21 protein-coding genes and 2 pseudogenes are annotated in these 25,555 nt (G+C 71.3%); 16 read left to right on the forward strand and 7 right to left on the reverse strand.

Annotated features, from left to right (window positions below; genetic code table 11):
* The first annotated feature begins 137 nt into the window (after positions 1–137).
* The 9 genes from QBL21_RS12665 to QBL21_RS12705 all read left to right on the forward strand — a co-directional run bounded on the left by QBL21_RS12665 (position 138) and on the right by QBL21_RS12705 (position 12,319).
* Complete coding sequence (locus QBL21_RS12665; RefSeq protein ID WP_407562251.1) at positions 138–1,058, forward strand: carbohydrate ABC transporter permease; 921 nt, start codon at positions 138–140, stop codon at positions 1,056–1,058.
* The gene (locus QBL21_RS12670; RefSeq protein WP_407562252.1) at positions 1,051–1,968 is read left to right on the forward strand and encodes a carbohydrate ABC transporter permease; all 918 of its coding nucleotides are present in this window, start codon (positions 1,051–1,053) and stop codon (positions 1,966–1,968) included. Before QBL21_RS12665 ends, QBL21_RS12670 begins: the two co-directional genes overlap by 8 nt.
* Before the next feature lie 90 nt (positions 1,969–2,058).
* A complete protein-coding gene (locus tag QBL21_RS12675) occupies positions 2,059–3,357 on the forward strand; it encodes an ABC transporter substrate-binding protein (protein ID WP_407562253.1) in 1,299 nt (432 codons plus the stop codon).
* Positions 3,358–3,372: 15 nt separating this feature from the next.
* Complete coding sequence (locus QBL21_RS12680; RefSeq protein ID WP_407562254.1) at positions 3,373–4,548, forward strand: Gfo/Idh/MocA family protein; 1,176 nt, start codon at positions 3,373–3,375, stop codon at positions 4,546–4,548.
* A complete protein-coding gene (locus QBL21_RS12685; RefSeq protein WP_407562255.1) occupies positions 4,545–5,570 on the forward strand; it encodes a PmoA family protein in 1,026 nt (341 codons plus the stop codon). The genes QBL21_RS12680 and QBL21_RS12685 overlap by 4 nt, the downstream gene beginning before the upstream one ends.
* A 25-nt stretch (positions 5,571–5,595) precedes the next feature.
* On the forward strand, positions 5,596–6,960 hold the full coding sequence (locus QBL21_RS12690) for a Gfo/Idh/MocA family oxidoreductase (protein WP_407562256.1): 1,365 nt from the start codon (positions 5,596–5,598) through the stop codon (positions 6,958–6,960).
* Between the two features lie 1,102 nt (positions 6,961–8,062).
* Positions 8,063–9,388, forward strand: a complete 1,326-nt coding sequence (locus QBL21_RS12695; RefSeq protein ID WP_407562257.1) for a cellulose binding domain-containing protein — start codon at positions 8,063–8,065, stop codon at positions 9,386–9,388.
* Between the two features lie 242 nt (positions 9,389–9,630).
* Complete coding sequence (locus QBL21_RS12700) at positions 9,631–11,841, forward strand: hypothetical protein (RefSeq protein WP_407562258.1); 2,211 nt, start codon at positions 9,631–9,633, stop codon at positions 11,839–11,841.
* Between the two features lie 37 nt (positions 11,842–11,878).
* Positions 11,879–12,319: a hypothetical protein gene (locus QBL21_RS12705; protein ID WP_407562259.1), complete on the forward strand. Its 441-nt coding sequence runs from the start codon at positions 11,879–11,881 to the stop codon at positions 12,317–12,319.
* A gap of 157 nt (positions 12,320–12,476) precedes the next feature.
* Here the strand turns inward: QBL21_RS12705 and QBL21_RS12710 are convergent, their stop codons facing one another.
* A complete protein-coding gene (locus QBL21_RS12710; protein ID WP_407562260.1) occupies positions 12,477–13,265 on the reverse strand; it encodes a hypothetical protein in 789 nt (262 codons plus the stop codon).
* Between the two features lie 224 nt (positions 13,266–13,489).
* Positions 13,490–14,308, reverse strand: coding sequence for an SDR family NAD(P)-dependent oxidoreductase (locus tag QBL21_RS12715; RefSeq protein ID WP_407562261.1), 819 nt, complete (start codon positions 14,306–14,308; stop codon positions 13,490–13,492).
* Positions 14,309–14,444: 136 nt separating this feature from the next.
* On the opposite strand from QBL21_RS12715, the gene QBL21_RS12720 reads away from it, so the two are divergent.
* From QBL21_RS12720 to QBL21_RS12730, 3 genes are all read left to right on the forward strand, one after another.
* On the forward strand, positions 14,445–15,020 hold the full coding sequence (locus QBL21_RS12720; protein ID WP_407562262.1) for a TetR/AcrR family transcriptional regulator: 576 nt from the start codon (positions 14,445–14,447) through the stop codon (positions 15,018–15,020).
* Between the two features lie 165 nt (positions 15,021–15,185).
* Positions 15,186–15,461 (forward strand): VOC family protein, encoded by a 276-nt coding sequence (locus tag QBL21_RS12725; RefSeq protein WP_407562263.1) that lies wholly within the window; start codon positions 15,186–15,188, stop codon positions 15,459–15,461.
* 188 nt (positions 15,462–15,649) lie between these two features.
* A complete protein-coding gene (locus QBL21_RS12730) occupies positions 15,650–16,036 on the forward strand; it encodes a hypothetical protein (protein ID WP_407562264.1) in 387 nt (128 codons plus the stop codon).
* A 551-nt stretch (positions 16,037–16,587) separates the two neighbouring features.
* On the opposite strand, the gene QBL21_RS12735 is transcribed toward QBL21_RS12730, so the two are convergent.
* Positions 16,588–17,973 carry an LVIVD repeat-containing protein gene (locus QBL21_RS12735; protein ID WP_407562265.1) on the reverse strand — a complete coding sequence of 462 codons (1,386 nt, stop codon included), beginning with the start codon at positions 17,971–17,973 and terminating at the stop codon, positions 16,588–16,590.
* Positions 17,974–18,078: 105 nt separating this feature from the next.
* Between QBL21_RS12735 and QBL21_RS12740 the strand changes: the two genes are divergently transcribed.
* Positions 18,079–19,080: a LysR family transcriptional regulator gene (locus tag QBL21_RS12740; protein WP_407562266.1), complete on the forward strand. Its 1,002-nt coding sequence runs from the start codon at positions 18,079–18,081 to the stop codon at positions 19,078–19,080.
* Between the two features lie 230 nt (positions 19,081–19,310).
* On the opposite strand, the gene QBL21_RS12745 is transcribed toward QBL21_RS12740, so the two are convergent.
* Positions 19,311–19,520 carry a hypothetical protein gene (locus tag QBL21_RS12745; protein ID WP_407562267.1) on the reverse strand — a complete coding sequence of 70 codons (210 nt, stop codon included), beginning with the start codon at positions 19,518–19,520 and terminating at the stop codon, positions 19,311–19,313.
* Positions 19,521–19,580: 60 nt separating this feature from the next.
* Positions 19,581–19,820 (reverse strand): annotated as a pseudogene (locus tag QBL21_RS12750) (hypothetical protein); the annotation flags it as partial.
* A 64-nt stretch (positions 19,821–19,884) separates the two neighbouring features.
* Here QBL21_RS12750 and QBL21_RS12755 point away from each other — a divergent pair.
* Positions 19,885–20,364, forward strand: a pseudogene (locus QBL21_RS12755) (IS5 family transposase); the annotation flags it as partial.
* Here QBL21_RS12755 and QBL21_RS12760 read toward each other — a convergent pair.
* A complete protein-coding gene (locus QBL21_RS12760; RefSeq protein ID WP_407566679.1) occupies positions 20,319–20,981 on the reverse strand; it encodes a hypothetical protein in 663 nt (220 codons plus the stop codon). The pseudogene QBL21_RS12755 and the gene QBL21_RS12760 overlap by 46 nt on opposite strands.
* A 196-nt stretch (positions 20,982–21,177) precedes the next feature.
* Between QBL21_RS12760 and QBL21_RS12765 the strand changes: the two genes are divergently transcribed.
* Positions 21,178–23,544: a SpoIIE family protein phosphatase gene (locus tag QBL21_RS12765; RefSeq protein WP_407562268.1), complete on the forward strand. Its 2,367-nt coding sequence runs from the start codon at positions 21,178–21,180 to the stop codon at positions 23,542–23,544.
* A gap of 366 nt (positions 23,545–23,910) precedes the next feature.
* On the opposite strand, the gene QBL21_RS12770 is transcribed toward QBL21_RS12765, so the two are convergent.
* Positions 23,911–24,585 carry a GntR family transcriptional regulator gene (locus QBL21_RS12770; RefSeq protein WP_407562269.1) on the reverse strand — a complete coding sequence of 225 codons (675 nt, stop codon included), beginning with the start codon at positions 24,583–24,585 and terminating at the stop codon, positions 23,911–23,913.
* 235 nt (positions 24,586–24,820) lie between these two features.
* Here QBL21_RS12770 and QBL21_RS12775 point away from each other — a divergent pair, with 235 nt between their 5' ends.
* Positions 24,821–25,537, forward strand: a complete 717-nt coding sequence (locus QBL21_RS12775) for an aldehyde dehydrogenase family protein (protein WP_407562270.1) — start codon at positions 24,821–24,823, stop codon at positions 25,535–25,537.
* The last annotated feature ends 18 nt before the right edge of the window (positions 25,538–25,555 follow it).

Raw genomic sequence — 25,555 nt, forward strand, 5'->3', positions numbered from 1 at the left:
CCCTCCTGGTGAACGTTCACTACTTTACGTCGAGGCCGAGAAAGTGAACGATCACAATATGCTCCGGAGGGAGCATCGATGCCGATCCTCATCGCCGATCGCGGTCCACGCATCCAGAGTCGCGGTGACCGCGTCTGATGAGCGCCACCACCGAGCTGCGCACCCTGCCGTCCGGCCGCCAGGCGTCGAAGCAGCAGAACAAGGCGGCGTTCTTCTTCCTGTTGCCGTGGTTCGTCGGCCTGTTCGCCGTCACGCTCGGGCCGATGATCGCGTCCCTGTACCTGAGCTTCACCGACTACAACCTGCTACAGCCCCCGAGCTTCACCGGACTCGACAACTACAGCCGGATACTCACCGACGAGCGCCTGCACAAGTCACTGCAGGTGACGTTCACCTACGTCCTGGTCTCGGTGCCGCTCCAACTCGCGCTGGCGCTCGCGCTCGCCGTCTTCCTCGACCGCGGTGTGCGCGGCCTCGCGATCTACCGCTCGGTCTTCTACCTGCCCTCACTGCTCGGCAGCAGCGTCGCCATCGCCGTCCTGTGGCGCACGGTCTTCGGCACGGAGGGTCTCTTCAACGAGGCCCTCGGTCTCATCGGAATCGAAGGGCGCGGCTGGATCTCGGAGCCCGACACGGCGCTGTCCACTCTGATCACCCTCAACGTGTGGACCTTCGGCTCCCCGATGGTGATCTTCCTGGCGGGTCTGCGGCAGATCCCGGCCTCCTACCACGAGGCGGCCGAGGTCGACGGGGCCGGCCGCTTGCGCCGCTTCTGGAGCGTGACGCTGCCGCTGCTGACGCCGATCATCTTCTTCAACCTGGTTCTGCAGGTCATCCACGCGTTCCAGTCGTTCACCCAGGCGTTCATCGTCTCCGGCGGCGACGGGGGCCCGGCCGACTCCACGCTGTTCTATTCGCTCTACCTCTACCAGCGCGGCTTCGGGAACTTCGACATGGGCTACGCCTCCGCCCTCGCCTGGCTCCTGCTGCTCGTGGTCGGGACGTTCACAGCGATCAACTTCTGGGCCGCGAAGTACTGGGTTTTCTACGATGACTGACACCCTCGCCAAAACAGCGGACTCCCCGTCCGGCGCACGGCCTGCCGGCAGCGCACCCGCCCGACGGAACCGCCGGCGACTCCGCCCGGCCATCCGGTCGGCCCTCAAGCACGCGGTGCTGATCCTGTGCGCGCTGGTGATGCTCTACCCGGTGTTGTGGATGGTCGTCAGTTCGCTGCGGCCCAACGACGAGATATTCCAGGATCCGGGCCTGTTCCTGACCAACCTGGAGGCGGGCAATTACGGGGAGGGCTGGAACGCCTTCTCGAAGCCGTTCAGCCACTTCATGATCAACTCGGCGATCGTGGTGCTGGGGGCGATCGTGGGAAACCTGATCGCCTGCTCGATGGCCGCCTATGCCTTCGCGCGCCTCGAGTTCAGGGGCCGCAAGTGGTGGTTCGCGATCATGCTTCTCACGATCATGCTGCCGGTCCACGTCATCATCGTCCCGCAGTACGTACTGTTCTCCGAGTTCGGCTGGATCAACACGTTCCTGCCGCTGATCGTCCCGAAGTTCCTGGCCACAGATGCGTTCTTCGTGTTCCTGATGGTCCAGTTCATCCGCGGTATCCCCACCGAACTCGACGAGGCCGCGCGCATCGACGGAGCGGGTCACCCGCGCATCTTCGTGCAGGTGATCCTGCCGCTGATGGTTCCGGCACTGGCGACCACGGCGATCTTCACCTTCATCTGGGTCTGGAACGACTTCTTCTCCCAGCTCATCTATTTGACCGATCCGGAGATGTACACCGTGCCGGTGGCACTGCGCGCCTTCGTGGACGGGCAGTCCGGCACGAACTGGGGCGCCGCCCTCGCGATGAGTGTGGTCTCGCTCCTGCCGGTCTTCCTGGTCTTCCTCTTCGGCCAGCGGTTCCTCCTGCGCGGCATCGCCACGACGGGAGGCAAGTGAGATGCCGCGCCCGTCCACCCCCTCGCGGGCGGTCAACCAGCGGTCACGGCCAGCCCGGCCGGGCAGCTCCACACAGGCAGGGAGAACATCATGAGAGGTAGCGCCAAAGCACGCCTCATCGGCGCCGTCGCGCTGTCGAGCACGCTCGTGCTGGCCGCCTGCGGCAGTTCCGGCGGTGCTGTGGAACGCAGCGACGAGCAGGTCACCCTCCGGGTGACCTGGTGGGGGGAGGAAACCCGCGCCGACCTCACCGAGAAAGCCATCGAAGCGTTCGAGAAGGAATACCCCGACATCACCGTCAAAGGCGAGTTCAAGGACTGGGACGGTTACTGGGACGCCCTGGCGACCACCACCGCCGCGAACGACTCGCCCGACGTGATCCAGATGGACGAGCTCTACCTCGCCTCCTACGCCGAGCGCGGCTCCCTGCTCGACCTGGGCGAAGCCGGCGAGTTCCTCGACACCTCGCAGTTCGACAAGGAGTCGCTGAAGACCGGTGAAGTCGACGGCACCCGGTACGCCATGCCCATCGGGATCGCCGTGTTCGCGAGTGTCGTCAACGCCGACCTGTTCGAGGAGTACGGCATCGAACTCCCCGACGACGCCACCTGGACCTGGGAGGAGTACGCCGACCTCGCCGACGAGGTCGCCGGGAAGAGCGACGGTAAGGTCAACGGCTCCTCGGTCACCGGTGGCATGGACACCGGCAGTGTCCGGTACTGGGCACGGCTGGACGACAACGAGCTCTTCGACAAGAACGGCGACGTCACGCTCGATCCCAAGGCCCTGGCCTCGATGTGGCAGTACAACCTCGACCTGATGGAGTCCGGCGGCGTCGAGAGCGCCGCCCAGGCGGTCGAGAGGTACAACGCCGGCCTTGAAGCCGGGGGACTGGCCACCGGCAAGGTCGCCATGGGCTTCTCCTACAACACCCAGATCACCGCGCTCCGCGAGGCCAGCGGCGCCGATCTGCGGCTGATGCGGTTGCCCGGAAGCAGCGAGGCCAACGCGAACTTCTTCAAACCGTCGATGTACTGGGCCGTCTCGTCCCAGAGCGACCATCCCGCCGAAGCCGCCCTCCTCGCGGACTTCCTGGTCAACCACAAGGCCGCCGGGGCCGTTCTGGGAACCGAACGCGGTATCCCCGCGAACGGCAAGGTCCGTGAGGCCATCTCCGCGGACCTGAGTGAGAGCGACCAACTCGCCGTCGGCTACATGGACTCCGTCACCCCGGGCCCTTCGCCGGCCGTGACCCCCAAGGGCGGCAGTGGCGTCGAGCCGATGCTCCAGCGCTACACCCAGGAGGTCTACGCGAAGCAGACCTCGCCGGAGGAGGCCGCCCGGGCGTTCATCGACGAGTTGCAGGGCGAGATCGACTCTGCGCAGTGACCCCCAGGACTGAGGATGCCCCGCAGCACGCTCAGGGATCATGCCTCCGCCGGACACAAGGGAGCAACGAACGTCATGCCGAATCCGGCACCCGCCTTCCGCGTCGCCATCGTCGGCGCCGGCAGCATCGCCCGTACGCACGTCGACGCGCTCGCCGAACTGGCCGGGCGGGCACGCCTGGTTGCCGTCGCCGAGACCGACCCGACACGGGCTGCCGAGTTCTCCCGTCGCTTCCCGGCACCGCGGGTGTACGGCGACGCCGAGTCCCTGTTCGCGAACGAAAGGCTCGACCTGGTGCACATCTGCACTCCGCCGCAGAGCCACGCGCCGCTTGCCGTGGCGGCCATGCGCGCGAGTGTTCCGGCGCTGGTGGAGAAGCCCACGGCGCTGAGTCTGGCCGAGATGAACGAGCTAGCCGATGTGCAGGCCGAGACCGGCACCCCGGTGCTGACGGTGTTCCAGCACCGCTACGGGGCCGCAGCCGTCCGGCTCCGGCGCCTCGTCCACGCTGGCGTGCTCGGCCGCCCGCTGACGGCCACCTGCGAGACGCTGTGGTACCGCACCGACGACTACTACGACGTGCCCTGGCGGGGCAGGTGGGAGTTCGAAGGCGGCGGCCCGACCATGGGCCACGGCATCCACCAGTTCGATCTGCTCCTGTCGGTCCTCGGCCCCTGGTCCCAGGTCAGCGCCATCGCCGGACGGCTCTCCCGCCCCACCGACACCGAAGACGTCTCGATGGCGGTCGCCACGTTCGAGAACGGGGCGATGGCCACCGTCGTCAACTCCGTGGTCTCCCCGCGCGAGACCTCACGGCTGCGCTTCGACTTCGAGCACGCCACCGTCGAGCTCGATCACCTCTACGGCTACAGCGAGAAACACTGGCGGTTCACCCCGGCCCCCGGACACGAGCATCTGGCCGATCTCTGGAAAGCCGACGGGGGCGCCGACATCGAAAGCGGGCATCTGCTGCAGATTCAGGCCGTTCTCGATGCGTTCGAGAACGGCGCCGAGCCCGGGGTGTCCCTCGACGAGGCCCGCCGAACCATGGAGTTCGCCGCGGCCACCTACGCTTCCGCGTTCCAGGGACGCCCCTTCTCCGCCGGCGAGCTGACCAGCGATGACCCCTTCACCTCCAGTATGAACGGCGGGATCGTCCCCTGGGCGCCCGGGAAGCAGGCGACCGCATGACCGACCTCTCGATCCGCCACGACATCGGCTCCTCACTCGCGGTTCGCGACGGACGGGCCGAGCTGTTCCGGTACGTCTACCACCCCCACACTCCCGAGCTCGAATCGCCCAAGCCGTACCTGCACCCCCTTCGCACCCGCTCCGGTCGCACCGTCAGCCTGTTCAGACCCTGGGACCACGTGTGGCACAAGGGCATCGCCTGGTCGCTGCCGGTCGTGGACGAGGAGAACTTCTGGGGCGGCCCCACCTACGTCCACGGCAAGTTCTACGTGCAGATGGACAACAACGGCACCCAGCGGCACCGCCGCCTCACCTACATCGACGCGTCCTACGGGAAGGCCGCGTTCGGACACGAACTGGACTGGATCACTCAGGCCGGAGCAAGGATCTTCAGCGAGCGCCGCACCCTCACGGCCCGGATCCTCTCACCGGACGCCTGGGCGCTGACCTTCGAGACATGTCTGACCAACGTGTCCGGCCACGACATCGTCATCGGCTCTCCGACCACACGGGGGAGGGAGAACGCCGGATATGGCGGCCTGTTCTGGCGCGGCCCCCGCTCTTTCACGGGAGGAAAGCTCGTCACCCGCGACGGCGTGGGCAACGGCGGTGAGGTGCGCGGCCAGCACCACGCGTGGATGGCCTTCGCCGGACGTCACGACGGGAACGGCGCCCCGTCGCTCATCCTCATGGTCGACCACGCGGACAACCCGCACCACCCGCCGCAGTGGTTCGCCCGCAGCGAGGAGTTCGCCTGTCTGAACCCCGCCCCCTTCTTCAGCAAAGAGTTTCTCCTACCACACGGCGAGAGCGCTCGATTCCGCTACGGCATCGGGGTGGCCGACGCCGGCGCCGAGGCAGCGACCGGACTCGCGTCCGCGGTGCACGAGTCGCTCGCACCGGCCGCACCGGGCGGCCGCCGCGCCGAAGCCAAGGCGTCAGCCGCCACCGCGAGTGCCGCGGGACCGGGCACCCCACCCGGCCGCCACCCCGGCCCACCAAACGGAGGCGCACAACCGTGAGCGGCGAGCCCCGGAAAGGGCAGAGATGACACCCGCCGAAGCACCGGTCCGTGCCGTCGTGGTCGGCACCGGCTCCCGCGCCCAGACCTTCACCGCCGCGCTTGCCCGGCGCCCGCGGTTCCGGGTGGCGGCGCTGTGCGATCCCAACCCGGTGCGGATAGCCCACCACCAGCGGCTGCTGAAGGACGCGGGCGAGCCGGAGGCGGCGGCCTGGACGCCGGAGGACTTCCCGGACCGGCTGCGCACCGAGGGCATCGAGGAGGTGGTCGTCACCACCGTCGACGCCGTGCACGACGCCTACATCGTGCCCGCGCTGGAGGCCGGCTGCCGGGTGGTGACGGAGAAGCCGATGACCACCGACGCGGCCCGTTGCCGCCGCATCCTGCGCACCGTCGAGGCCACCGGCGGCGAACTGGCCGTGGCGTTCAACTACCGCTTCAACCCGGTGCACGAGGAGGTGCGCAGGCAACTGGCCCGCGGGGCGGTCGGCGAGGTGCTGTCGGTGCACTTCGAGTGGCTGCTCGACGTCCGGCACGGCGCCGACTACTTCCGCCGCTGGCACCGGGAGAAGTATCTCAGCGGCGGGCTCATGGTGCACAAGTCGAGCCATCACTTCGACCTGGTCAACTGGTGGCTGGGTGCCCGCCCACAGCACGTATTCGGTTACGGACGGCTGGGCTTCTACGGCCGCGAGGCGGGCGAGCGCAGCGGCTACCGGCGCGACTACGAGCGCGCCCACGGCTCCGCCGAGGCCCGGGACGACCCGTTCGCGCTGCCGCTTGCCGAGAACGACGCCCTGCGCTCGCTCTACCTCCACGCCGAGTCGCACGACGGCTATCTCCGCGACCGCAACGTCTTCGGCGACGGCATCACCATCGAGGACGACATGTCGGTGCTCGTGCGCTACGACACCGGCGCGGCCATGACGTACCACCTGACCGCCTACTCACCGTGGGAGGGCTACCGGGTGGCGTTCAACGGCACCGGCGGAAGGCTCGAACTGGAGGTCGAGGAAAGCCGCTGGCAACCGCCGCGGCTGCCCACCGCCTCGGGCAGGGGCGCCATCCACGGCGACAAGGCGATGGCCAACGCCGGCGGCCCACGCATCCTGCTGCGCCCGCTGTGGCGCGAGCCGTACGCGGTGCCGCTGCCGGACTACGACCACGCAGGGCATGGCGGAGGTGACGAGCGGATGCTCACCGCCCTGTACGGCCCCGCCGACCCGGCGGGCACGCACGGCACCGCCGACGCCACCGCCACGGGCGCGGGACAGTACGCCACCGCGGTCGACGGCGCGCTCGCGCTCGTCACCGGCCTCGCCGCGAACGAGTCCTTCTCCACCGGCGCCCGGGTCATCACGTCCGATCTGGTCGCCGTGCCTCCCGGCTGAACCGGTCCCAGGAAGCCTGCCTCGGCCGCGCGCCGGCCGCCCCGGCCACCCGTGGACCGACCGACACCCGCTGCCCGGACTTACCTTGTCGGGCACGCCCAGGGTGGGTTTGGCGGCTAGGCGTCGATCACCCCAAGGGCGGTGGTGTTCTCCGGCTGAGGGCGTGGGTGTAGTGGTCAACTCGTCCCTGCGTGGCTGACGTCCGTCACCGTCGCGACTACCGCGCCTTGCCCTTCGGTGGCCCGAGACGTTCCGGGTCGTTACGGTCGCTTCTCGCGGCGGGGCATGGTGGCACTACGGCGGTTTAGTTCATTTCCGCGGGAGTATTACAGCGGATGCTTGGAACCCCGGGAACTGCCGCCGATCGATCTTAAATTCCCCCCTGCTGATCTGCTCGTCGGGAGTCGGCGGCTGGTGCGGCGGCCGGTATCCGGTGAGGGCTACGGCTACGCCAGCGAAGGCGAGGGCGTGCTCGGCCCCGCGTTCGCAGCGGCGGTAGTGCCTCCGGAATCCTGCCGGCCGGGACACGGTTCCCCCGACTGTCCGGCAATCGCCGGCCCAGCCGTTGTCAGAACGCGACGTACTTGCCGGCGAAGCGGTAACCGACGCCACCCGCGCATAGCCGTCGACGCAGGTGCGCGTAGCCGTAACCCTCGTCCGCGCACAGCCTCCCCGGCGGGACCGGACGGGCGGGACGCCCCCCATGAGCGGCTTCAGCCCCGGCCTGCATGTCCGTGCTCTCCGGTCGGCGCCACCTTCCTTTTGGCGGTCCACCCGTCGCCGCGTGCGGCAACCTTTTCGGCCGCAGGGACGACAACAGAGCCGGAGAGCAAAGAGAAGGGAGTGCCGTTCTCAACCCATGTGTATGCCTGGTGAGTCAGAGCGGAAGGAGTCGACCCGGTCGGCTTTTCTCGCTTGATGTGGCCTTTCGTTTCGGGCGCGGTCCGGCGCGCGTGCGTACGACGGAAACCGGTCACCCAACTCTTCACCTCGCACATACGCACCTCGACCTTCATCTACACCTTGAAGATGGCAGGGTTTGCCTCGCCGCCTTCGGGGCTGCCCCCATCCGCTTTTCTCTGTCCGCAGGAAAGGATCGAGCATGTCATTCGGCAACCGAGCGCCCCGCGGGGTGCTCAGACGCAGAACCCCCCTCTTACTGGCCGGAGCCGCTCTTGCGGCGCTGGCCGGGTCGGCGGTGACGCCGCTGAACGCGTCCGCCGCCGCGGCGGGCTGCTCCGTGGAGTACGACGTCACCAACGACTGGGGCAGCGGCTTCGTCGCCTCGGTGAAGATCACCAACACCGGTGCCGCACTGAGCAACTGGGAACTGGAGTGGGACTTCGCCGGCGGCCAGCAGATCACCGGCGGCTGGAACGCCACCTACGACCAGTCGGGTTCCCACGTCTCGGCCACCAACGTCAGCCACAACGGCACCCTCTCCTCCGGCGCCGAAACCACCATCGGCTTCCAGGGCACCGGCGGCGGCGCGGACCCCACCGCCTTCACGCTCAACGGCGTCACCTGCGACGGCTCGGATCCAGGCGACCCGGGAGACCCCGGTGACCCCGGCGACCCGGGCGGGCCCACCGCCTCGCTGGTCGGCTGGGCCACGCAGAACGGCGGGACCAACGGCGGCGCCGAGGGCCAGACCGTCTCCGTCAGCTCCGCCTCCGCGCTGGTATCGGCGATGCAGCGCTCCGATCCGCTGGTCATCCGGGTGAGCGGCACCATCAACCTCTCCGGGATGAACGACGTGGCGAGCAACAAGACCATCATCGGCGCCGGCGGCGCCCGCATCACCGGCGGCGGCCTGGACGTCGACGGCGTGCGCGATGTCATCATCCAGAACCTGACCTTCTCCAACTGGGCTGACGACGCCATCAACGTCCAGGAGGGGTCGACCAACGTGTGGATCGACCACAACACCTTCACCACCGGCTACGACGGCGCGGTGGACATCAAGCGGGAGTCCGACTTCGTCACCGTCTCGTGGAACCACCTCGACGGCAGCGGCAAGTCGATGCTTCTCGGGCACTCCGACGGCCACACCGCCGACCGCGGCCACCTGCGTGTGACGTACCACCACAACTGGTTCGACGGAAGCCAGACCCGCCACCCGCGGGTCCGTTTCGGCGACCCGGTCCACGTGTTCAACAACTACTACTACGACAACGAGTACGGCGTCGCCTCCACCATGGGCGCCGGCGTACTGGTCGAGGGCAACTACTTCGAGAACGTCGAGGACCCCGCCCTGGTCGGATACGCCAGTTCGGACGACGGCGACATCGTCGCCCGCAACAACCACCTTGTCGGCTCCGGCGCCATCGAGACCGCCGGCTCGGTCAACAGCATCCCCTACTCGTACAGCCCCGACTCCGCCACCTCGGTGAAGTCGATCGTCACGAGCGGCGCCGGAGCCGACTGAACCCAGTGCCCTCAAGCCGAAGAACGTCCAGCGACGTGCCTTCCCGCCCTCTCCGCGGGAAGGCACGCCCCACTTCGGCGCCGGCGCAGTCCGGCGCGGCCGGTTCGTGCGTGATTGCCCGCTGCATCACCAGGCAGCCTGTTTCCGAGCAGTAAGCGGTTCATAGCAATCAATAAGCACATTCCCTCTGATCACATGACAGGTCTGTTATATGTCTGAACGTCGGTGGAGGGAGGCGGCAGATGCCCGACGTGAGCGAACTTCGCGTGTACGGCGATGTCGGTGGGCAGATCGTCGTCGGCAGCCGCAACGTGGTGATCAACGCGCAGCAGGGTTCGTCCGTTACGTACCGGCCGGAGGAGCCGCCCGCGGTGCGGCGGCGCGCGAGCCCCGCGGGCTGGGCGCTCCCGCGACAGGCCGGCGCCGTGCTGGGACGCGAGGACGAACTGGCGAACCTCGGGGCGTGGCTGGACGACGGCCACACGGTGCGGGTCCACGGGATGCCGGGGATCGGGAAGACCGCGCTGCTGCGGCGGTTCGCGGCCGAGCGGTCGGCGCGGGACGGCGCGTCGGTGTACCTGTCGGCCGCCGGGATGCCGGTGGAGGACATCCTGCAAGATGTCTTCTACGCCTTCTACGAGACCGACGACTACAAGCCGGAGCCGTCCAGGATGCGTCGGCTGATGGGCGCGGTGCATGCGCTGGTCGTCGTCGACGACTTCGAGGGTTCGGATGAGGACGCCGCGGTCCTCGTGGACGCGGTGCCCGGGTGCGAGGTCGTCGTCGCCGGCGTCGAGCACCGCACGTGGACCGAGGGACGGGTGCTGCGGCTGGCGGGGCTGGGCGAGGAGGCGGCCCGCGCGCTGCTGGCGCGCGAGCTGGGCCGCCAGCCGGAGGGCGCCGAGCGCGCGGCGGCCGATCGGCTGATCGCCGCCGCGAACGGGCATCCGCGCACGTTGGTGCAGGCGGCGGCCGGCGCCGCGAACTGCGGCGCTGCCGCGACCGGTCCGGCGGCGACGGTCGAGCGGGGCACGCCGTCCGAACGGGCCGCGGCCGGCCAGGCGGCGGCCGAGGCGAGGCTCGAACCCGACGACTCGGTGCGGGCCGTGGGGGTGGCCGGGCAACTGAGCCGGGACGCCGCCCGGGTGCTGGCAGTGGTCTGCGCCGTCGAGCCACTGCCGGTGTCGCCGGCGCTGCTGCGCGCGCTCGCCGGGGACACGGAGCCGAGCGCCATCGCCGAGTTGCAGACCCTGAGGCTCTTGCTGGCCGAGGGCGCCGGGAACCGCTCCTGCGGGCCGTTCGCCGCCGAGGTGGTCCGGTGCGCGGGCGCTGCGGTGGCACCGGCGGACCTCGCCGCCCCGCTGCTTCGCTGGTTACGGAGCACGGCGGTACGGCACGACGCCGCCGCCGGCGCCGCGGTCGTCCACCAGGTTCTGGAGGCAGCCGCCGGGCGCGGCGACCACGCCGCCGTACGCGACGTGGCGCGCATCGTCGCCCCGGTCCTGGCCCGCTCGCTGCGCTGGGGTACCTGGCGCTCCGTCCTCGCCCTCGGCGGGGCGGCTGCGCACGAACTCGGCGCGGACTCGGACGCAGCGTACTTCGCCCATGAGGAAGAGGTACGCAAGCGGGCCCTCGGACTCGCGGCGGGAGTCCTGCTCGGCGCGGGCGGCGGCACGGGTGCGGTGCTGCTGCACAGCGCGGCGGCCGGCGGCTCGAAGGCGGCGAAGCTCAAGGCCGCCGCCTCTCACCCGGCCGGGATCGGCCTGGCGACCACGCTGGTTGTGGCCGGCGGCATCTTCACCGCCATGGCCGCCACCGGCGGCACCGAAACCGAGCCGCCGCCGGCCGCCGCATCCTCCGCAAGCCACCTCCCGGAGCTCTCCGAACCGCCGCCCACCACCGGGAAACCCACCGCCGAGAAGCCCACCACCGCGGCGCCCCCGTCCCCATCGACCACCTCACCCGGCTCCGATCCACGGGCGCACCCGCCCAGCGGGGCGGAGACGTGCGTCCCCACCACGATCCCGCCGCCCGGCTTCGGGCAGGTGCCCGTCGGCGAGTCGGAGACCAGAACCGTCAGCTTCACCACCTGGCTGCCGTGCGACGACGAACAGACCCTCAGCGTGGACGACGACGTCAACTGGTCCGTGGCGCTTACCGCGTGCCCACCCCCGCCGGGCTCGCGGACGTGCCGGTTCACCGTGACCTTCGAGCCCACGCAACCCGGCGCCCGGCACGCAGAAGTCACCATGCTCGACGACTGGGGCCAGGACGACGTGTCGATGACCGTGACCGCCGTCGCCGTCGCGCCCGGATCCGACGAGCCGTCCGGCCCCACGAAGCCCTCCGGGCCCGAAGACCCCTCGGACCCCGGCCGGCCGAGCGGACCCACCCCGCCCCCGGAGGAGCCCGTCCCGCTCTCGCCGAGCGGCTCCTTCACGGATTCCCCCTGAGCCCGAGCACGACCCCACCGAACGAAGGAGCGCCGTTATGACGGAGCAGTCCGGCGACGCGTACGAGGTACGCACGCGCGATGTCTCCGGCCAGGTCGTCACCGGCCGCGACAACGTCGTCACCCGCACCACGGGTGCCCGGAATGCCGCACCCGTCTCCCAGCGGGAACTGGAGATTCTGAGGGCCGAGTTCGCCCGGATCCGCGGTTTGGTGCCCGACGACGAACCGCACGCCGAGCGGGCCCGCGAACTCCTCGGCGAGTTGGAAGAGGCAGCGACCGCGCCGGAACCCGACCTGACCACCATGGACTACGTCCGCCGCTGGTTCACCCGTAGCCTGCCCGCGCTGGCCGGCGCGGTCGCGGGCGTGGTCGTGCACCCGGTGGTCGGCCACCTCGTGGAAGCCGCGGGCGGCGGGCTCGCCGAAGAGTTCCGCCAACGCTTCGGAGACGGCGCTGCCGGGGAGGGCCAGCGGTAGCCGAGCGGCACCCCGGCGTCACGGACGGGCCCCGTCCGCGTCCCCATGCCCGACTTCCCGGTTGGCGACCTTCCCGTTCCGGCTGCCGATATCGTCCCGCTCACTGCACCGCCCTCCGCACCACCGAACAGGGCATCAGCGGCAATTCCCGCGGGGATCACTCGGGCGGCGGCGGAGAGTCGTCCCGGTCCCGGCCCTGCTGCCGGGGTCGGCTGGGGGCGCCGGCGATGGCGTTCTGGAAGCGGGTGCGCAGGCCGCTCCAGCGGGCGTCGTGACGGGCCGCCCGGCGGGTGGCGCGGGCGAGCTTGTGCGGCCGGCGGGCGTAGAAGCGGTGCGCCCAGGGCGATTTGGGGCGGGCCAGGCGGATCGCGCCGACCGCTCCGACCAGGGGGATGACCACGCCGAGCACGCCCATGCGGAACTTGCCCTTGGCGAAGGCGACCACGGCGATGAGGGCGCCGGCGACGAGGTTGACCGCCCACAGGAGCGCCCCCTGCTCCTGCAACCCTCCTTGGTCGTCCACGTCGAAGGGGGACGAGCCGATCAGCACCATGCCGACGACCACGGCCGTCAGCACGGTGACCTCGACCGACGCGCGGCCCTGCTCGCTCCAGTAGACGTCGTGCAGGTGGACGATCAGGGCGAACTCGTCGAGCACCAGACCCGTGCCCATGCCGAACACGACGGCGACCACCCCCTCGGCGACCACGCCTCCCTCCACGATGACCGCGCCGAAGCCCCCGATCACCATGAGAACGACCCCCGGCACCACGTGGTGGATGTGCATCCCGCCAGGGTCGACGTTCCGGAACGGTCCCCGGCCGGCGCGGATCATGCGGGTGATGCCGCGGGTGACGAGGAAGGTGACCACCAGGGCCGCCAGGGCCAGCAGCGGCGGCACCCGCCCGGTGTCGACCATGGTGAGGGTGAGCCGGCCGTCGACCATGCCGCGTCTGCACCTTTCGCCTGGACTCAGATGTCTTATGGGTCATTGTCGCGAAGCGCGCAGCGGAGCGATCGGCGCCTCGCCGGGCGGCGGGCGAACACGGGTCGGTCACCTGACCCGAAGAGCCCGCACGGCGCGGAGCCCGCCTCCTGTGGCCTGTCCCCTGTGCTGGTCGGGGGCGCAGCCGGTGCGCCGCTGCCTCCGCGGGGCGGTCGCCGGGGGGCTCATGCGGTGGGCTCCGGCAGTGGCGGGGCGGTGGCCGGGGGAGTCAGGACCTTGCGGGTGATGCGTTCGGCGATGGCGGCGACCAGGGTTCGGGGGCGGCGGGGTGACAGGTGTGCGGTCAGGGCGTTGCCGAGTCCGGGGGCGACGTAGCCGCGGTCGCGTTCCAGCGCGCGCAGTGCGGCGCGTACGACGGGCTCGGGGGTGGTCATGGAGCCGGTGACGGCTGCCCGGCGGGTGCCGATGGTGTCGAAGAAGGCGGTCTCGACCGGGCCCGGGCACAACGTGAGGACGCGGATGCCGCGCCGGCGGTACTCCTGGCGCAGGGCGAGGCCGAAGTTCAGCACGAACGCCTTGGCCGCGCCGTAGACGGCGAAGTACGGGGAGGGCTGGAAGCCGGCGTTGGAAGCGACGTTGACGACCTGGCCGTGGCCGCGTTCCAGCATGCCGGGCAGCAACTCGTGGGTGAGGTCGACGAGGGCGACGACGTTGACCATGAGCTGGTCGTGGTCGCGGGCCGTGGGTATCTCCTCGAAGCGGCCGCAGGTGCCGAAGCCGGCGTTGTTGACCAGCAGGTCGACGCTCAGTTCGCGGGCAGCGAGCTGCTCGGCGATGCGGCGGGCCGCGTTCGGCTCGGAGAGGTCCTGGACCAGCACGTGGGCACGGACGCCGTGTTCGGCGGTCAGACGCTCGGCGAGGGAGGCGAGGCGGTCGCCGGAGCGCGCCACCAGGACCACGTCGTGTCCGCGTGCGGCGAGCTGCGCGGCGAACTCCGCGCCGAGGCCGGACGACGCTCCGGTGACGAGGGCGGTGCTGTGCATGAGTTCTCCTTCGGTCGGGGTAACTGGGAGGAGTATGTATCAATAGTCGAGCTAACTGCAACAGGTATGATCCACGTAGGGGGGAGGTTGCGTCACGGGTGTACTGTGGCTCCCTGGTGGTGGAGCTGGAGGCGTGATGGGTGAGACGGCGGCACGAGCGTTGCGGGCGGACGCGGAGCGCAGCGTGCGCGCGATCCTGGAGGCGGCCGAGCAACTGCTCGCCAAGGAGCCGGGAGCCTCCATGGAGCAGATCGCGGTGGCCGCGGGAGTGGCCCGTACGACGATCCACCGGCGGTTCGCCAACCGGCAGGCGCTGATCGAGGCGCTGGCCTCGTCCGCGGCCCGCCAGCTCGCCCAGGCGGTGGAGGACGGCCGGCCGGACACCGCGCCGCCTCTGGTGGCGATGCACCAGATCACGGCCAACGTGCTCCAGGTGAAGAGCGCCTGGAGGTCCGCCCTGGAGTTGCCGGCCGATCCGGACAGCGAGGCCGCCCTCCTCCATCAGGACATCGCCCGCAGATGCATCGCCGTGCTGAAGCGGGCCCAGGACGACAAGCTCATCGACGAATCAGCCGACCTCGACTGGGTGCGCCGGGTCTACTACGCGCTCATCGGGGAATCCCTGCACGGCAACGCGGACGGCGCCGACCCGGACACCCTCGCCGCCCGCATCATCGACACCCTGCTGCACGGCGCCGGCCCACGCCCTTGAGCCGGCAACCGCCGCGGGCAGCAATCCGCCGCGGAGCCCGGTGCAGGTGCGGGAATCCGGGGGTCGCCTCGCGGCGTTCCCCGGATCTGCGGCCCTCGTTCCGGCGGGGGCCAAGGCGGGCGTCGCGACTGCTGGGCTCGCGATGGCGAGCTCGGTCATGGACGCATGACTGCCTTCTATCATGTGTGCTTCGTGGTCCCGGACATCGAGCGGGCGATGCTGGACCTTCAGCGCTCGGCCCGGGTCGAGTGGAGCGACCCTGTGTCCGACCGGCTCGGTGAGTGGGACTACCGCATCGTCTTCACCGCAGGCGGGCCGCCCTTCATCGAGCTCATCGAAGGGTCGTCAGGCAGTCCCTGGGACGCGTCCGGGGGAGCCAGGGACCCCTCCGCCATCGTCGCCAACCTGGTACGGACCGCGCGCGATCTCACCCCGCTGTGAAACCGGGGGCCGCCGACCGGTCCCGACCGAAGGCAGCGGCCGCGTCCTCCGGCCGGCTGCCTCCCGGCTGAGACACCGGGACTTGGTGCCGCCGAGCGTCTGCTCGAACAGGCGAAAGGCGTGCTCGACGGTGGGCAGCGGGCTCGGGCGGATGGGTAGCATCTGCGGGATTCAACGGCGGTGAGGCAGTGATCGAGACGCTGTTCCGTACCGACGATGTGCCGACGGCCGACCGGGTGGACGCGTTGCGCGACCAGATATCCAGGCTGCACGCGCCGCTCGACCTCACCGGCCGGCCGGTGGCCGACTACCACGCCGAAATGCGCCTGCTGACGCTGGGCAGCGTGCTCGTGTGGCCCTCGGTCGTCGACCCCGTCGTCATCCGGCGCACCCCGCGGCTCATCCGGCAGTGCGACCCGGAGCTGTTCCACCTCTCACCGATCGTCGACGGGACGGTGGGCTCCCCCATGAACGGGAAGGACTCGGTGTTCGGCCCGTACGAGCTGCGCACCAACCACTCCTCCCACCTCTTGAGGTCCGTACCGGAACCCGTGGGGAGCCGGTGCGGGCCGTGAGCGTCGACGTGCCCAGAACGCAGCTTGCGCTGGCCCGGGTCGACCGGGCGGCCGGGCGCAAGGTGACCGGGCGCACGGGCATCGGCGCCCTGCTCTCCCACCTGCTCACCAACCTGGTCGAGGACAACGGCTCGTACACCCCCGCCGACCTCCCCAGGCTCGAAACGGTCCCCGGTCGATCTGCTGTCCGCGCTCCTGGCCCACGAGACCGGCGCCGAGGACCAACTCCCGCCGGAGACCCGCGCCCGGACCCTGACCCTGGAGATCCAGACTTTCATCCGGCGCCGCCTCCACGACCCCGCTCTGACGCCGACGTCGGCGGCTGCCGCCCATCACATCTCCCTCAGCTACCTCCACCGCCTCTTCCGCACCCACGGACCGGGAGTCGCGGTCGGCGGATGGATCCGGCACCGGCGCCTGGAACGAGCCCGGCGGACCCTCGGCGATCCGGCGCAGCACGCGGTGCCCGTCCATGCCCGCCGGGATGGTGCCGCGAACGCGGCGTCCGCGGCCTCGGTGGCTGCGCGGCGCGGGCCGCCCCGGCCGGGTCTTCAGCGGCGGGGCCCGGTGTGGCGCAGGATCCACAGGCCCTGGTTCTTGTCCGTGATGTAGATGTAGCCGCGGCGGTCGACGACGACGTCCTCGGTCTGGAGGGCGAGTTCGCCTTCCGGCATGGGGCCGTAGCGGCGGGTGGGTTCGGGCGGCATGAAGTGGCCCGTCTCGCGCGGCAGCCGGGGGTTGGAGATGTCGTAGATGCGCAGCCCGGCGTTGAAGTGGGCGATGTAGAGCAGGTCGCCCTGGCGCTGCACGTCGGGGTGGTGCTGGTGGTGGTTGATGTTGTGCGGGCCGCTCCAGCCGCCACGGGTCGAGAAGTCGGCGTATCGCGCGCCGCGCGGCGGGACCGGCTCGGGCAGGAGCGAGAGCAGGAAGGGGTTGCGCGGGTCGGAGATGTCGACCAGGGACGCGTGGTGGGCAGGGCCGGTGCCGTAGGAGACGTCCTCGGAGTTGGCGAAGGCGATGTCGCGGCCGGGGAGGGGGAGGACGCCGTGCACGCCGAAGCGGCTGTGGAAGGGCGGGCTGAACGGCAGCCGCCCCACCGGCCGGGGCCGTGCCGGGTCGGCGATGTCGAGTACCACCAGGCCGGCTCCGCCGTAGGGCAGGTAGACCAGGTTGCCGACCGGGTAGGCCGGCCCGTGCAGGGACACGTCGTGGCCGGCGGAGCAGCAGAAGCCGCTCGTGGCCGGGTGGTCCTCGTGCCGGCCGCGCTCGTGTCCGGGCGGCGGCTGCTCGTCCTCCCGCTGGCCCGGCATCCACCAGCGGCCGGCCTCTCGCGGCCGGCCGGGGTCGGCGATGTCGAGGATGACGTAGATGTTGCCGCGGAAGCCCGGAGCGCCGGCGGCGAGGTGGACGTAGCGCCCGCCGGGGTAGAGGTTGCGGTGCGTGCCGGTGCCGCCGGTGCGGTAGTGGCCGAGCCGGCGCGGGCGGACCGGGTCGGCGATGTCCCAGATCAGCACGCCCTCCTCGAAGGAGGCATCGGGGTCGCCGCCGAAGTTGGGGAAGATCTGCTCCAGGGCGGTGACCATGATGTCGCCGTGCAGGTCGACCTGGAGGGTCCAGGTGTTCTCCGGTCCCGGCACGTGAGCGACGACTTCGGGCCGCGCGGGGTCGGTCACGTCCACGACGCTCCAGCCGGAGTCCCAGAAGTGCCCGGTGTAGAGGTACCAGCGGTGGCGCTTTTGCCGTACGGCCATCTTGAAGGCCGGCCGGTGCTCCAGGTCGCTGTACCCGACCGCCTCGACGTTGCGTGCCCGCCCGGCGGGCTCCGCGCCGGCGGCGGTCCCCGGCGCCGCCACGCTCGCGGCCGTGCCCGCGGCCGCCGCCCCGGCGAGCGAGGCCCGCAGGGCTCCTCTGCGCGATATCCCCTGCCTGTCCGTCATCGTCCCTCCGCATCGTCGGTGGCGTGGTGGCACCAGCGTCGAGGGCGGAACCGAACAGGGTCCAATACCCGTTTCAAGTGCTCTGAGACAGAACGGATATGACACATGGTCGTCGACCTCAGACGCATGCGGTACTTCATCGCCGTCGCCGAGGAACTGCACTTCGGCCGCGCCGCGGCCCGGCTGCACATGGCGCAGCCGCCGCTCAGCCGGCAGATACGCCAGTTAGAGGCGTCGGTGGGCGCGCGGCTGCTGGACCGAAGCCGTCGCGGTGTCGCGCTCACAGCCGCCGGGCGGGTGTTCCTGGAGGAGGCGCGGGCGACCGTCCGGCAGGCGGACCGTGCTGTCGAGCGGGCGCGGCGTGCCGCACGCGGCGAGACCGGGCGGCTGGCCGTCGGGTTCATCGACGCGGCCATCTACAGCGTGGTGCCGCCCGTGGTGCGACGCTTCTCGCAGGAATACCCCGACGTCGAGCTGAGCGTGACGGAACTGCGGATCCCCGATCAGATCCGCGAGGTGGGGGAGGGCCGGCTGCACGCGGGGTTCGTGCACCCGCCGGTGTCCGACCCGCGCCTGGCGGTGGAATCGGTGTTCACCGAGCCGCTGACGGTGGCACTGCCCACGGGGCACCGGCTCGCCGGGCAGGCCGAGATCGAGCCGGCCGACCTGGACGGCACGCCGCTGGTGCAGTTCCCCCGGGAGATCAACCCGCCGCTCTTCGACGACATCGTCGCCCTGTGCCGCACCGCCGGCTTCACCCCGCCCTCGCTGCGCGAGGCGTCGCCCAAGCAGACCGTCATCGGGCTGGTCGCGGCCGGGCTCGGCGCCTCACTGCTGCCCGCCTCGCTGGAGAACCTGCGCCGGGACGGCGTGGTCTACCGGCCGCTCGCCGGACCCGGCCTGACCGTCGACACCTCGGTGATCTGGCGGCACACCGACCACGACCCCGTGCTACGGGCCTTCCTCCGGGTCGTCCGGGAGGTGTGCCGCACCGGGGCCCACGCGGGCACATCCGGCGCGGACGGGCCCGGGAACGACCGGGCCGCGCGCGTACCGGATCGCGAGAGCACTCGGCTCACGGCACCGGTCGACTCCCCGCCAGGGTGACACACAGTGCAGGTCCGGGCGGAGGCGGCAGCGGACCGGACCGGCAGCGGACCGGACCGGCAGGGCCGCCGCCGGGCCGGGCTCCGGGGCCACCTCCCGGTGGCGGTACCCGGCACCCGTCCGCGCAGTCCGGCGAGTTCGCCGCGGGAGTTGGCCGCCCCGCGCCGACGAGCCGGACGCCGGCGCGTGTCCGCCTCTCTGCGCCCGGCGGGTCCCGCACGGAATCGTCGTCACGGGCGGTTGGCGGGGGTGACCGATTGCATGATGACCGCGCCGGTGGCTTCGACCGTCCGGGTGTCGTCACGCGGTGTCTGCTCGTCCCAGCGGTTCCAGGACACATTGAGGTCCGTACGGCGCACATACCATGCCGCGTCGGCGTTGCGCTTCATGAAGTCGTAGTACTGACCCCACAGGTTGTTCTCGCGGACGAACTCGCCCATGCCCGCGGGCGAACTCGGACTGCCAGGTCCCCTCCCGTTGCCCGCTCGTCATGATTCCGTTCACGGTGCGCTCCCGGACCACCCAACCGGTGGTCCGCTGTGCGTCGTTGAAGATCGACCCCACCCCTGGTTGCGGTAGAGGGCCTGAGCCGCGCTGACGAAAGCGCCTGCCGAGTAGACCGTCTGCCCGCTCGAAAGGCTTCCGTCGGCGTACATGGTCTCGTGCACACCGCCGGTCGAGCGGTCGAGCAGCTTCGCCCATACCCAGTCGTATACCGCCCGTGCCTTGTCCAGGTATCCGCGGTCACCGTTCGCGTCGTTGGATCAGGCAACCCAGAATGACCGCCGAAAGGGGCATCGCTGCCCAGCACTCGGACCCTCCCGAGGCGGCCTGACCAGCAAGATCCACCTGGTCTGCGACGCGCTGGGCCGCCCGCTCGCCTTCACCGTAACCGGTGGGAACACCAACGACTGCACCCAGTTCCACGCCGTGATGGCGGCGATCCGGGTACCTCGCACCGGCCCGGGACGGCCGCGGCCGCGGCCGTCCCACTTCCTGGGCGACAAGGGCTACAGCTCGAAGGCCATCCGCACCTGGCTGCGACGGCACGGCGTCTGTCACACCATCCCCGAGCGGGCCGACCAGGTCCGCAACCGACGGCGGCGCGGCAGCCGCGGGGGCCGGCCGCCAGCCTTCGACCGCGACCTGTACAGGCGCCGCAACGTGGTCGAACGCTGCTACAACCGTCTGAAGCAGTGGCGAGGCATCGCCACCCGCTACGACAAGACCGCCGAGTCCTACCAGGCAGCCGTCACCCTCGCATCGCCGCTGATGTGGGCGTGACATTTGACGAGAGAACCTAGATGGCCGAACTCGGCGAACTGGTGTGGATCGTCGATCTGAACCGGCAGTCCCTGGACCGCGTCGTGCCGCACCTGGCCGCCGGCCGGTTGGTCCGGACACGACCCCGTCCGCCGGGAGGTCGGCAACTGGCTCTGCGGGCTTCCGGGCGCGACGGCCGGAGTGCACGCGCTGTGGATGTCCGTCAGACCGCGCTGCCGGTGCAGCGAGTCGACGGCCGGGGCCGGAAAGCATGCCATGTCCAGACCGGTCGTCACGCCGTGGGCGGTCAGCTCCCGCAGGGTGCCGAGGTCCTTGAGGCGGAGGTGTGCGTCGATCAGCCCGGGAAGCAGGACCGCGCCCCGGCAGTCGATCCTGCGTGCGCCGAAGTCGCTGACACCGATCCTTCCGTTCTCGACGACCACGGTCCGCGGCTCCGTCAGCGCGTCGCCGTCGAAGACGCGGGCGTTGGTCAGCGCGGCCTTCCCGGCGGAGCCGGCGGCCCGGTCGCGGGCGCGGGCGCGGGCCGGCGCGGCCAGCGCCTGCGTACCCGCGACGGCGACTCCGGCCGCCGCGGCCGTCCTGATGGAGTCACGTCGGGTGCTGTCGCTGAGGCACATCTTTTTTGCCTTTCTGCCTGTCTGGTGTGGGAGGTGCATCCCGGTCAGAAGGACGGACCGAAGGTGCTGCTATATGTGATAACAGCACCCTGCGGCGCACTCCGATCACCGACCGCAGCGGTCTGGGAAGGCGCGGCCCCCGGCGCCGGGACATGATGGAAACCACCGGCCCGGTGCGAGAGGCGGTGACGGCGCCATGCGGGTGAGCGATGCCGGCGTGGACGGACCGCCGGCAGACCTGGCGGCCGCACTGCTCGATCGCCGCGGCGTCGTGACCGGCTGGACCCGTGCGGCGGAGGAGCTTGTCGGCCGGCCGGCCGCGGAGGTGCTGGGCCGCTCCGTCCTCCGGCTGCTCGCCGGGCCCCGCCCCGCCGCGGTCGGTGCGATGCCGGACAGCGGCGAGGTCGCGCTGCTGTGCAGCTCGGGCCGGACGGTGACCGTCCGCTACCGCGCCGAGCGGGTGCGGGATCGCGCGCAGTTCCTGGTCCTGGCCGTCCCCGCCGACCGGGCGGCCGAGACCGAGCAAGCCGAGTCGCTGTCACGGGCGTTGTTCTCCCAGGAGCGCGTCGGGTTCGTACTGCGGGACACGGATCTGGCGGTCATACGGACCAACGCCGCGCACGGCGGGTCCGTCGGCCCGGTGATTCCCGTGGGCAGCCGGCTCGCGGACGTCATGCGTACGCCCGATGCCGAGACCGCCGAAGCGGCCCTGCGCAAGGTGCTGGAGACCGGGGAGTCCTGCGCCGCACGCGAGCAGCGCGTGAGGTCGACGCAACCGCCGTACGGTGACTGGTCGTTGTCGGTGTCGGCCGTACGGACGGAGGACCCGCGCGGCCGGCCCACGGGCGTCGCGGTCCTGCTCACCGACGCCACGGAACACTGGCAGGCGGCTCGGCGACGCGAGCTGCGCCACCGGGCGTCGGCGGCGATCGGGGGCACCCTCGACATCGGCAGGACGGCCCAGGAGATCGTCGACACCCTGGTCCCGGACTTCGCCGACTTCGCCTGGGTCGACCTGGCCGACGCCGTCCCCGCCGGAGACGAGCCGCCGATGACGTCCGCGGGGGGCGACCCTCACCTCTACCGGGCGGCGGTGCGTGCCGCGAGCGGCCCGTGGCCGCCCGAACTCCTCCAGCCCGGCGCGCGGCTTCCGCACTTTCCCGACGCGCCCGTGAACCGCGGACTCCGGGAAGGCCGCATCATCGTGGCCGACCGGGCCACCGCGATCCGTGACCTGGTCGACCCGGCACTCGCCCGGCTCGTGGTGCCCGACGAGGGGCACTCGATGGCCATCGCCCCGCTCTTCGCGCGCGGCCTGCTCCTGGGCGTGGTCGCCGTCTGGCGCGCCGACCGGCCGGAGCCCTTCGACGAGGCGGACGCGGCCCTGCTGACCGAGGTGGCCGCGCAATCGGCGCTCGGCGTGGACAACGCCCGCCGCTACGCCCGTGAGCACCGCGCGGCGGTCACGCTCCAGAGGCGTCTCCTGCCGCACGCCTCCAGCTCCACCCGGGTCATGGAGACCACGGGCGCGTACCTGCCGGCGGCCGGCGGGGCGGAGATCGGCGGCGACTGGTTCGACGCGATCGAGCTGCCCTCCCTGCGGACCGCGCTCGTCGTCGGGGACGTCACCGGCCACGGCCTCCACGCCGCCGCCACCATGGGGCGTCTGCGTACCGCCGTACAGACCCTGGCGGTTCTGGAACTGCCGCCCGACGAACTGCTCACGCACCTGGACGACCTGGTCACCCGGCTGGCCGGCGAGGCGGATCCCGTACACCGTGACACGGTCACCGCGACCTGCCTGGTCGCCGTGCACGATCCCGTCACCCGCCGCTGCACGATGGCCTCGGCGGGCCACCCGCCGCCGCTGCTGGCCGTGCCGGACGGGCGCGCCCGTCCGGTGGCCGTCCGGCCGGGGCCGCCCCTCGGCGTGGGCGGACTGCCGTTCGAGACGAGGACCGTCGACGTGCCGCCGGGCGCCGTTCTCGCTCTCTACACCGACGGCCTGCTCCGGCGGTACGGGGCCGACATCGACGGCGCCACCCGTGATCTCGCGGACCGCCTGACGCGGCTCGGCCGGGAGGGCGGCGACCTCCGGTCACCGGCCCAGGCCCTCATGGCCGGAGCGGAGGGGCCGCCGCTGCGCGACGACGCCGCGCTCCTGCTGGCGCGTACGTCCGCTCTGGACGCCGACGACATCGCCTCCTGGGAGTTCCCGGCCGAGCCCGCGGCGGTGGCCTCGGCCCGGGAGGCGGCGGTGGGCAAGCTGGCCGAATGGGGGCTTCAGGGCAGTGCGTTCGTGACCGAACTGCTCGTCAGCGAACTCGTCACCAACGCCGTGCGGTACGCGGGCGGGCCCGTCGGGCTGCGCCTGATCCGCGACGAGGTCCTGTTCTGCGAGGTCACGGACCCCAGTAACACCCAGCCCCGGATGCGCAGGGCCCGCATCACCGACGAAGGCGGCCGGGGGCTGTTCCTGGTGGCTCAGCTCAGCCGTCGGTGGGGGAGCAGGTACGGGCAGAGCGGCAAGACCATCTGGGCCGAGCAGGAGCTGTCCGCGTGAGGTCTACGGAACGTCCGTCGTACGCAGCGGGCGAAGTGCGTCGGAGACCGGCGTGAGTTCGTCGAGCATGCCGGTGTCGCCGGCCCGCCGAGCATCCGTCTGATTCACCACGCCCGCCTCCGGCGCGGCCCCGGCCGGGTCCGGGCGGGACGGCTCCGCCAACCGCCTCGCTCAGTTGCTCACCCCGCGGTACGGCCGGGCGACGCTGCTGTTCTGGGCGGTCACGTTCACCGGTCTCGTCATCGGCTACGGTGCCAGTGCCTGGCTGCCCGCCCTCGATGGTCGGCTCGGGCTACGACCTGGGGTCCTCCGGTGCCCGCGGCCGTCCCCGGGCGGTCTCGGGCACCGCTCGCGGGGCGGCGGGCCCTAGGAGAGGGCCGTGAGGGCGATCTCCTCGTTGCGGGCGAGATGCCGCTCGACGGCGGCGGCGACCGTGTCGGGGTCGCGGGTGCGGAAGGCCGCCACGAGGTCCGTGTGGGCCTTGCCCCGTCGTTCGTGTACCGCGGGATCGGGGTCGAGTCGACCGAAGCCGATGCGGATGTAGCGTTCCCCCGCGCGCCAGAGGGTGGTGAGGATCCGGATGTCCCAGGCGGTCGCGGCGGGCTCCAGGAGCGCGAGGTGGAAGGTGTGATGGTCGTCGTAGATGTCGGCCCTGCTGTGGTCTCCGGCCGCGAAGCCGGCGGCCAGCGCGGCCAGCCGGTCGAGTTCCCCGTCCGCCAGGAGGGCGCACGAACGCCGGGCGATCTCCGGCTCCAGCGCGCGCCGCAGGCGGTAGATGCCCTGGAGGTCGCCGAGGTCGAGCGGGGCGATGACGGCGCTGCGGCCGGGCCGCATGAGGACCAGGCCCTGGCTCTCCAGACTGCGCAGGGCCTCGCGGATGGGGATGAAGCTGATGTCGAGCATCCCGGCGAGTTCGCGCAGTGAGTACTCCGCGCCGGGGGCCAGGTCGCCGGCCAGGATCGCCCGGCGCAACTCGTCGGTGGCCTGCTCCACCACGGAGCGGGACGTGATGGGCTGGAGGGCCCCCCGGGGTGTCCCCACCGTGCATCCCTCGCTTCGCCGTCCGCCAGGGGATATCAACTATAGCGACCTGGCGTTCGACGACGCGCGTACGCGGGGGCCGACGCCGCGGTGGGGAGGACCGCCGTCGAGGCGGCGGCCCGTGCCTTCACGGAGGGCGCCTGGCGCCTGGGCCCCATGGTGCGGGCCACCGCTCTGGGCCATCTCGCCGACGCGTACGACCGGCGCATGGACGAGGTGGTCGCTACCCTGTGTCATGAGCGACATCCTGTCCTCCGTTCCGGCGCTGCCGAGGGGAGCGGTGAACGTCGTCGTCGAGTCCGGCTCCGAGGTGGCGCGCCTGCTGGTCGAGTCCCCGCGGGTACCCCTGATCAGCTTCACCGGCAGGTCCCGGCCGTCCCGGAGGCCGGACACCCCGATGAGCGAGAGCACGCACATGAAGATCATCAGCGTGGACAGCGCCCACGTGCCGCCGGTGAGCGCGGTCAGGGCCGCCGCGATGAAGGGCAGGGTGCCACCCGCGATCGCGGCGGCGAACTCCCGGCTCACGGCGACGCCGGTGTACCGCACGCGGGTGTCGAACTGCTCGGGGAGCATGGCCGCCTGGGCGCCGAGCATCAGATCCTTGGCGAAGGTGAGCATGAGGGTCATCGCGATCCACACCACCCAGGAATGGCCGGTGTCGAGCAGCCAGAAGAAGGGGAACGAGAGGAGCGCGCACAGCACGGCCCCCGGCGGCGGCCAGCGCCGCTCCCAGCCCGGAGGGCCCGCTCCCCACGACGAGGACGTCGGTGGGCTCACCCACCGGAAGCTGACGGGTGTACGTGTGACTGGGCATGGCGGAAAGACCTCCGTGACAGGGGGTGAGGGCGGGGGCCCGCTTCTTTCTGCGGCTCACGGGCCCGATGGTGCCCGCCACCATGCCTGCTTCCGTGCACGTTTCACCAGGGCTCTGCACACATGTGCACGGTGAGTCGATGGTGCGTCTGAC

This window comes from Streptomyces sp. 184 (assembly GCF_045781775.1).
Classification (GTDB): domain Bacteria; phylum Actinomycetota; class Actinomycetes; order Streptomycetales; family Streptomycetaceae; genus Streptomyces.

Excerpts from the sequence above, each read along its gene's own strand:
- QBL21_RS12665 (WP_407562251.1), top strand. The coding sequence starts at position 138 with ATGAGCGCCACCACCGAGCTGCGCACCCTGCCGTCCGGCCGCCAGGCG.
- QBL21_RS12670 (WP_407562252.1), top strand. The coding sequence starts at position 1,051 with ATGACTGACACCCTCGCCAAAACAGCGGACTCCCCGTCCGGCGCACGG.
- QBL21_RS12675 (WP_407562253.1), top strand. The coding sequence starts at position 2,059 with ATGAGAGGTAGCGCCAAAGCACGCCTCATCGGCGCCGTCGCGCTGTCG.
- QBL21_RS12680 (WP_407562254.1), top strand. The coding sequence starts at position 3,373 with ATGCCCCGCAGCACGCTCAGGGATCATGCCTCCGCCGGACACAAGGGA.
- QBL21_RS12685 (WP_407562255.1), top strand. The coding sequence starts at position 4,545 with ATGACCGACCTCTCGATCCGCCACGACATCGGCTCCTCACTCGCGGTT.
- QBL21_RS12690 (WP_407562256.1), top strand. The coding sequence starts at position 5,596 with ATGACACCCGCCGAAGCACCGGTCCGTGCCGTCGTGGTCGGCACCGGC.
- QBL21_RS12695 (WP_407562257.1), top strand. The coding sequence starts at position 8,063 with ATGTCATTCGGCAACCGAGCGCCCCGCGGGGTGCTCAGACGCAGAACC.
- QBL21_RS12700 (WP_407562258.1), top strand. The coding sequence starts at position 9,631 with ATGCCCGACGTGAGCGAACTTCGCGTGTACGGCGATGTCGGTGGGCAG.
- QBL21_RS12705 (WP_407562259.1), top strand. The coding sequence starts at position 11,879 with ATGACGGAGCAGTCCGGCGACGCGTACGAGGTACGCACGCGCGATGTC.
- QBL21_RS12710 (WP_407562260.1), bottom strand. The coding sequence starts at position 13,265 with ATGGTCGACGGCCGGCTCACCCTCACCATGGTCGACACCGGGCGGGTG.
- QBL21_RS12715 (WP_407562261.1), bottom strand. The coding sequence starts at position 14,308 with ATGCACAGCACCGCCCTCGTCACCGGAGCGTCGTCCGGCCTCGGCGCG.
- QBL21_RS12720 (WP_407562262.1), top strand. The coding sequence starts at position 14,445 with ATGGGTGAGACGGCGGCACGAGCGTTGCGGGCGGACGCGGAGCGCAGC.
- QBL21_RS12725 (WP_407562263.1), top strand. The coding sequence starts at position 15,186 with ATGACTGCCTTCTATCATGTGTGCTTCGTGGTCCCGGACATCGAGCGG.
- QBL21_RS12735 (WP_407562265.1), bottom strand. The coding sequence starts at position 17,973 with ATGACGGACAGGCAGGGGATATCGCGCAGAGGAGCCCTGCGGGCCTCG.
- QBL21_RS12740 (WP_407562266.1), top strand. The coding sequence starts at position 18,079 with ATGGTCGTCGACCTCAGACGCATGCGGTACTTCATCGCCGTCGCCGAG.
- QBL21_RS12745 (WP_407562267.1), bottom strand. The coding sequence starts at position 19,520 with ATGGGCGAGTTCGTCCGCGAGAACAACCTGTGGGGTCAGTACTACGAC.
- QBL21_RS12760 (WP_407566679.1), bottom strand. The coding sequence starts at position 20,981 with ATGTGCCTCAGCGACAGCACCCGACGTGACTCCATCAGGACGGCCGCG.
- QBL21_RS12765 (WP_407562268.1), top strand. The coding sequence starts at position 21,178 with ATGCGGGTGAGCGATGCCGGCGTGGACGGACCGCCGGCAGACCTGGCG.
- QBL21_RS12775 (WP_407562270.1), top strand. The coding sequence starts at position 24,821 with ATGAGCGACATCCTGTCCTCCGTTCCGGCGCTGCCGAGGGGAGCGGTG.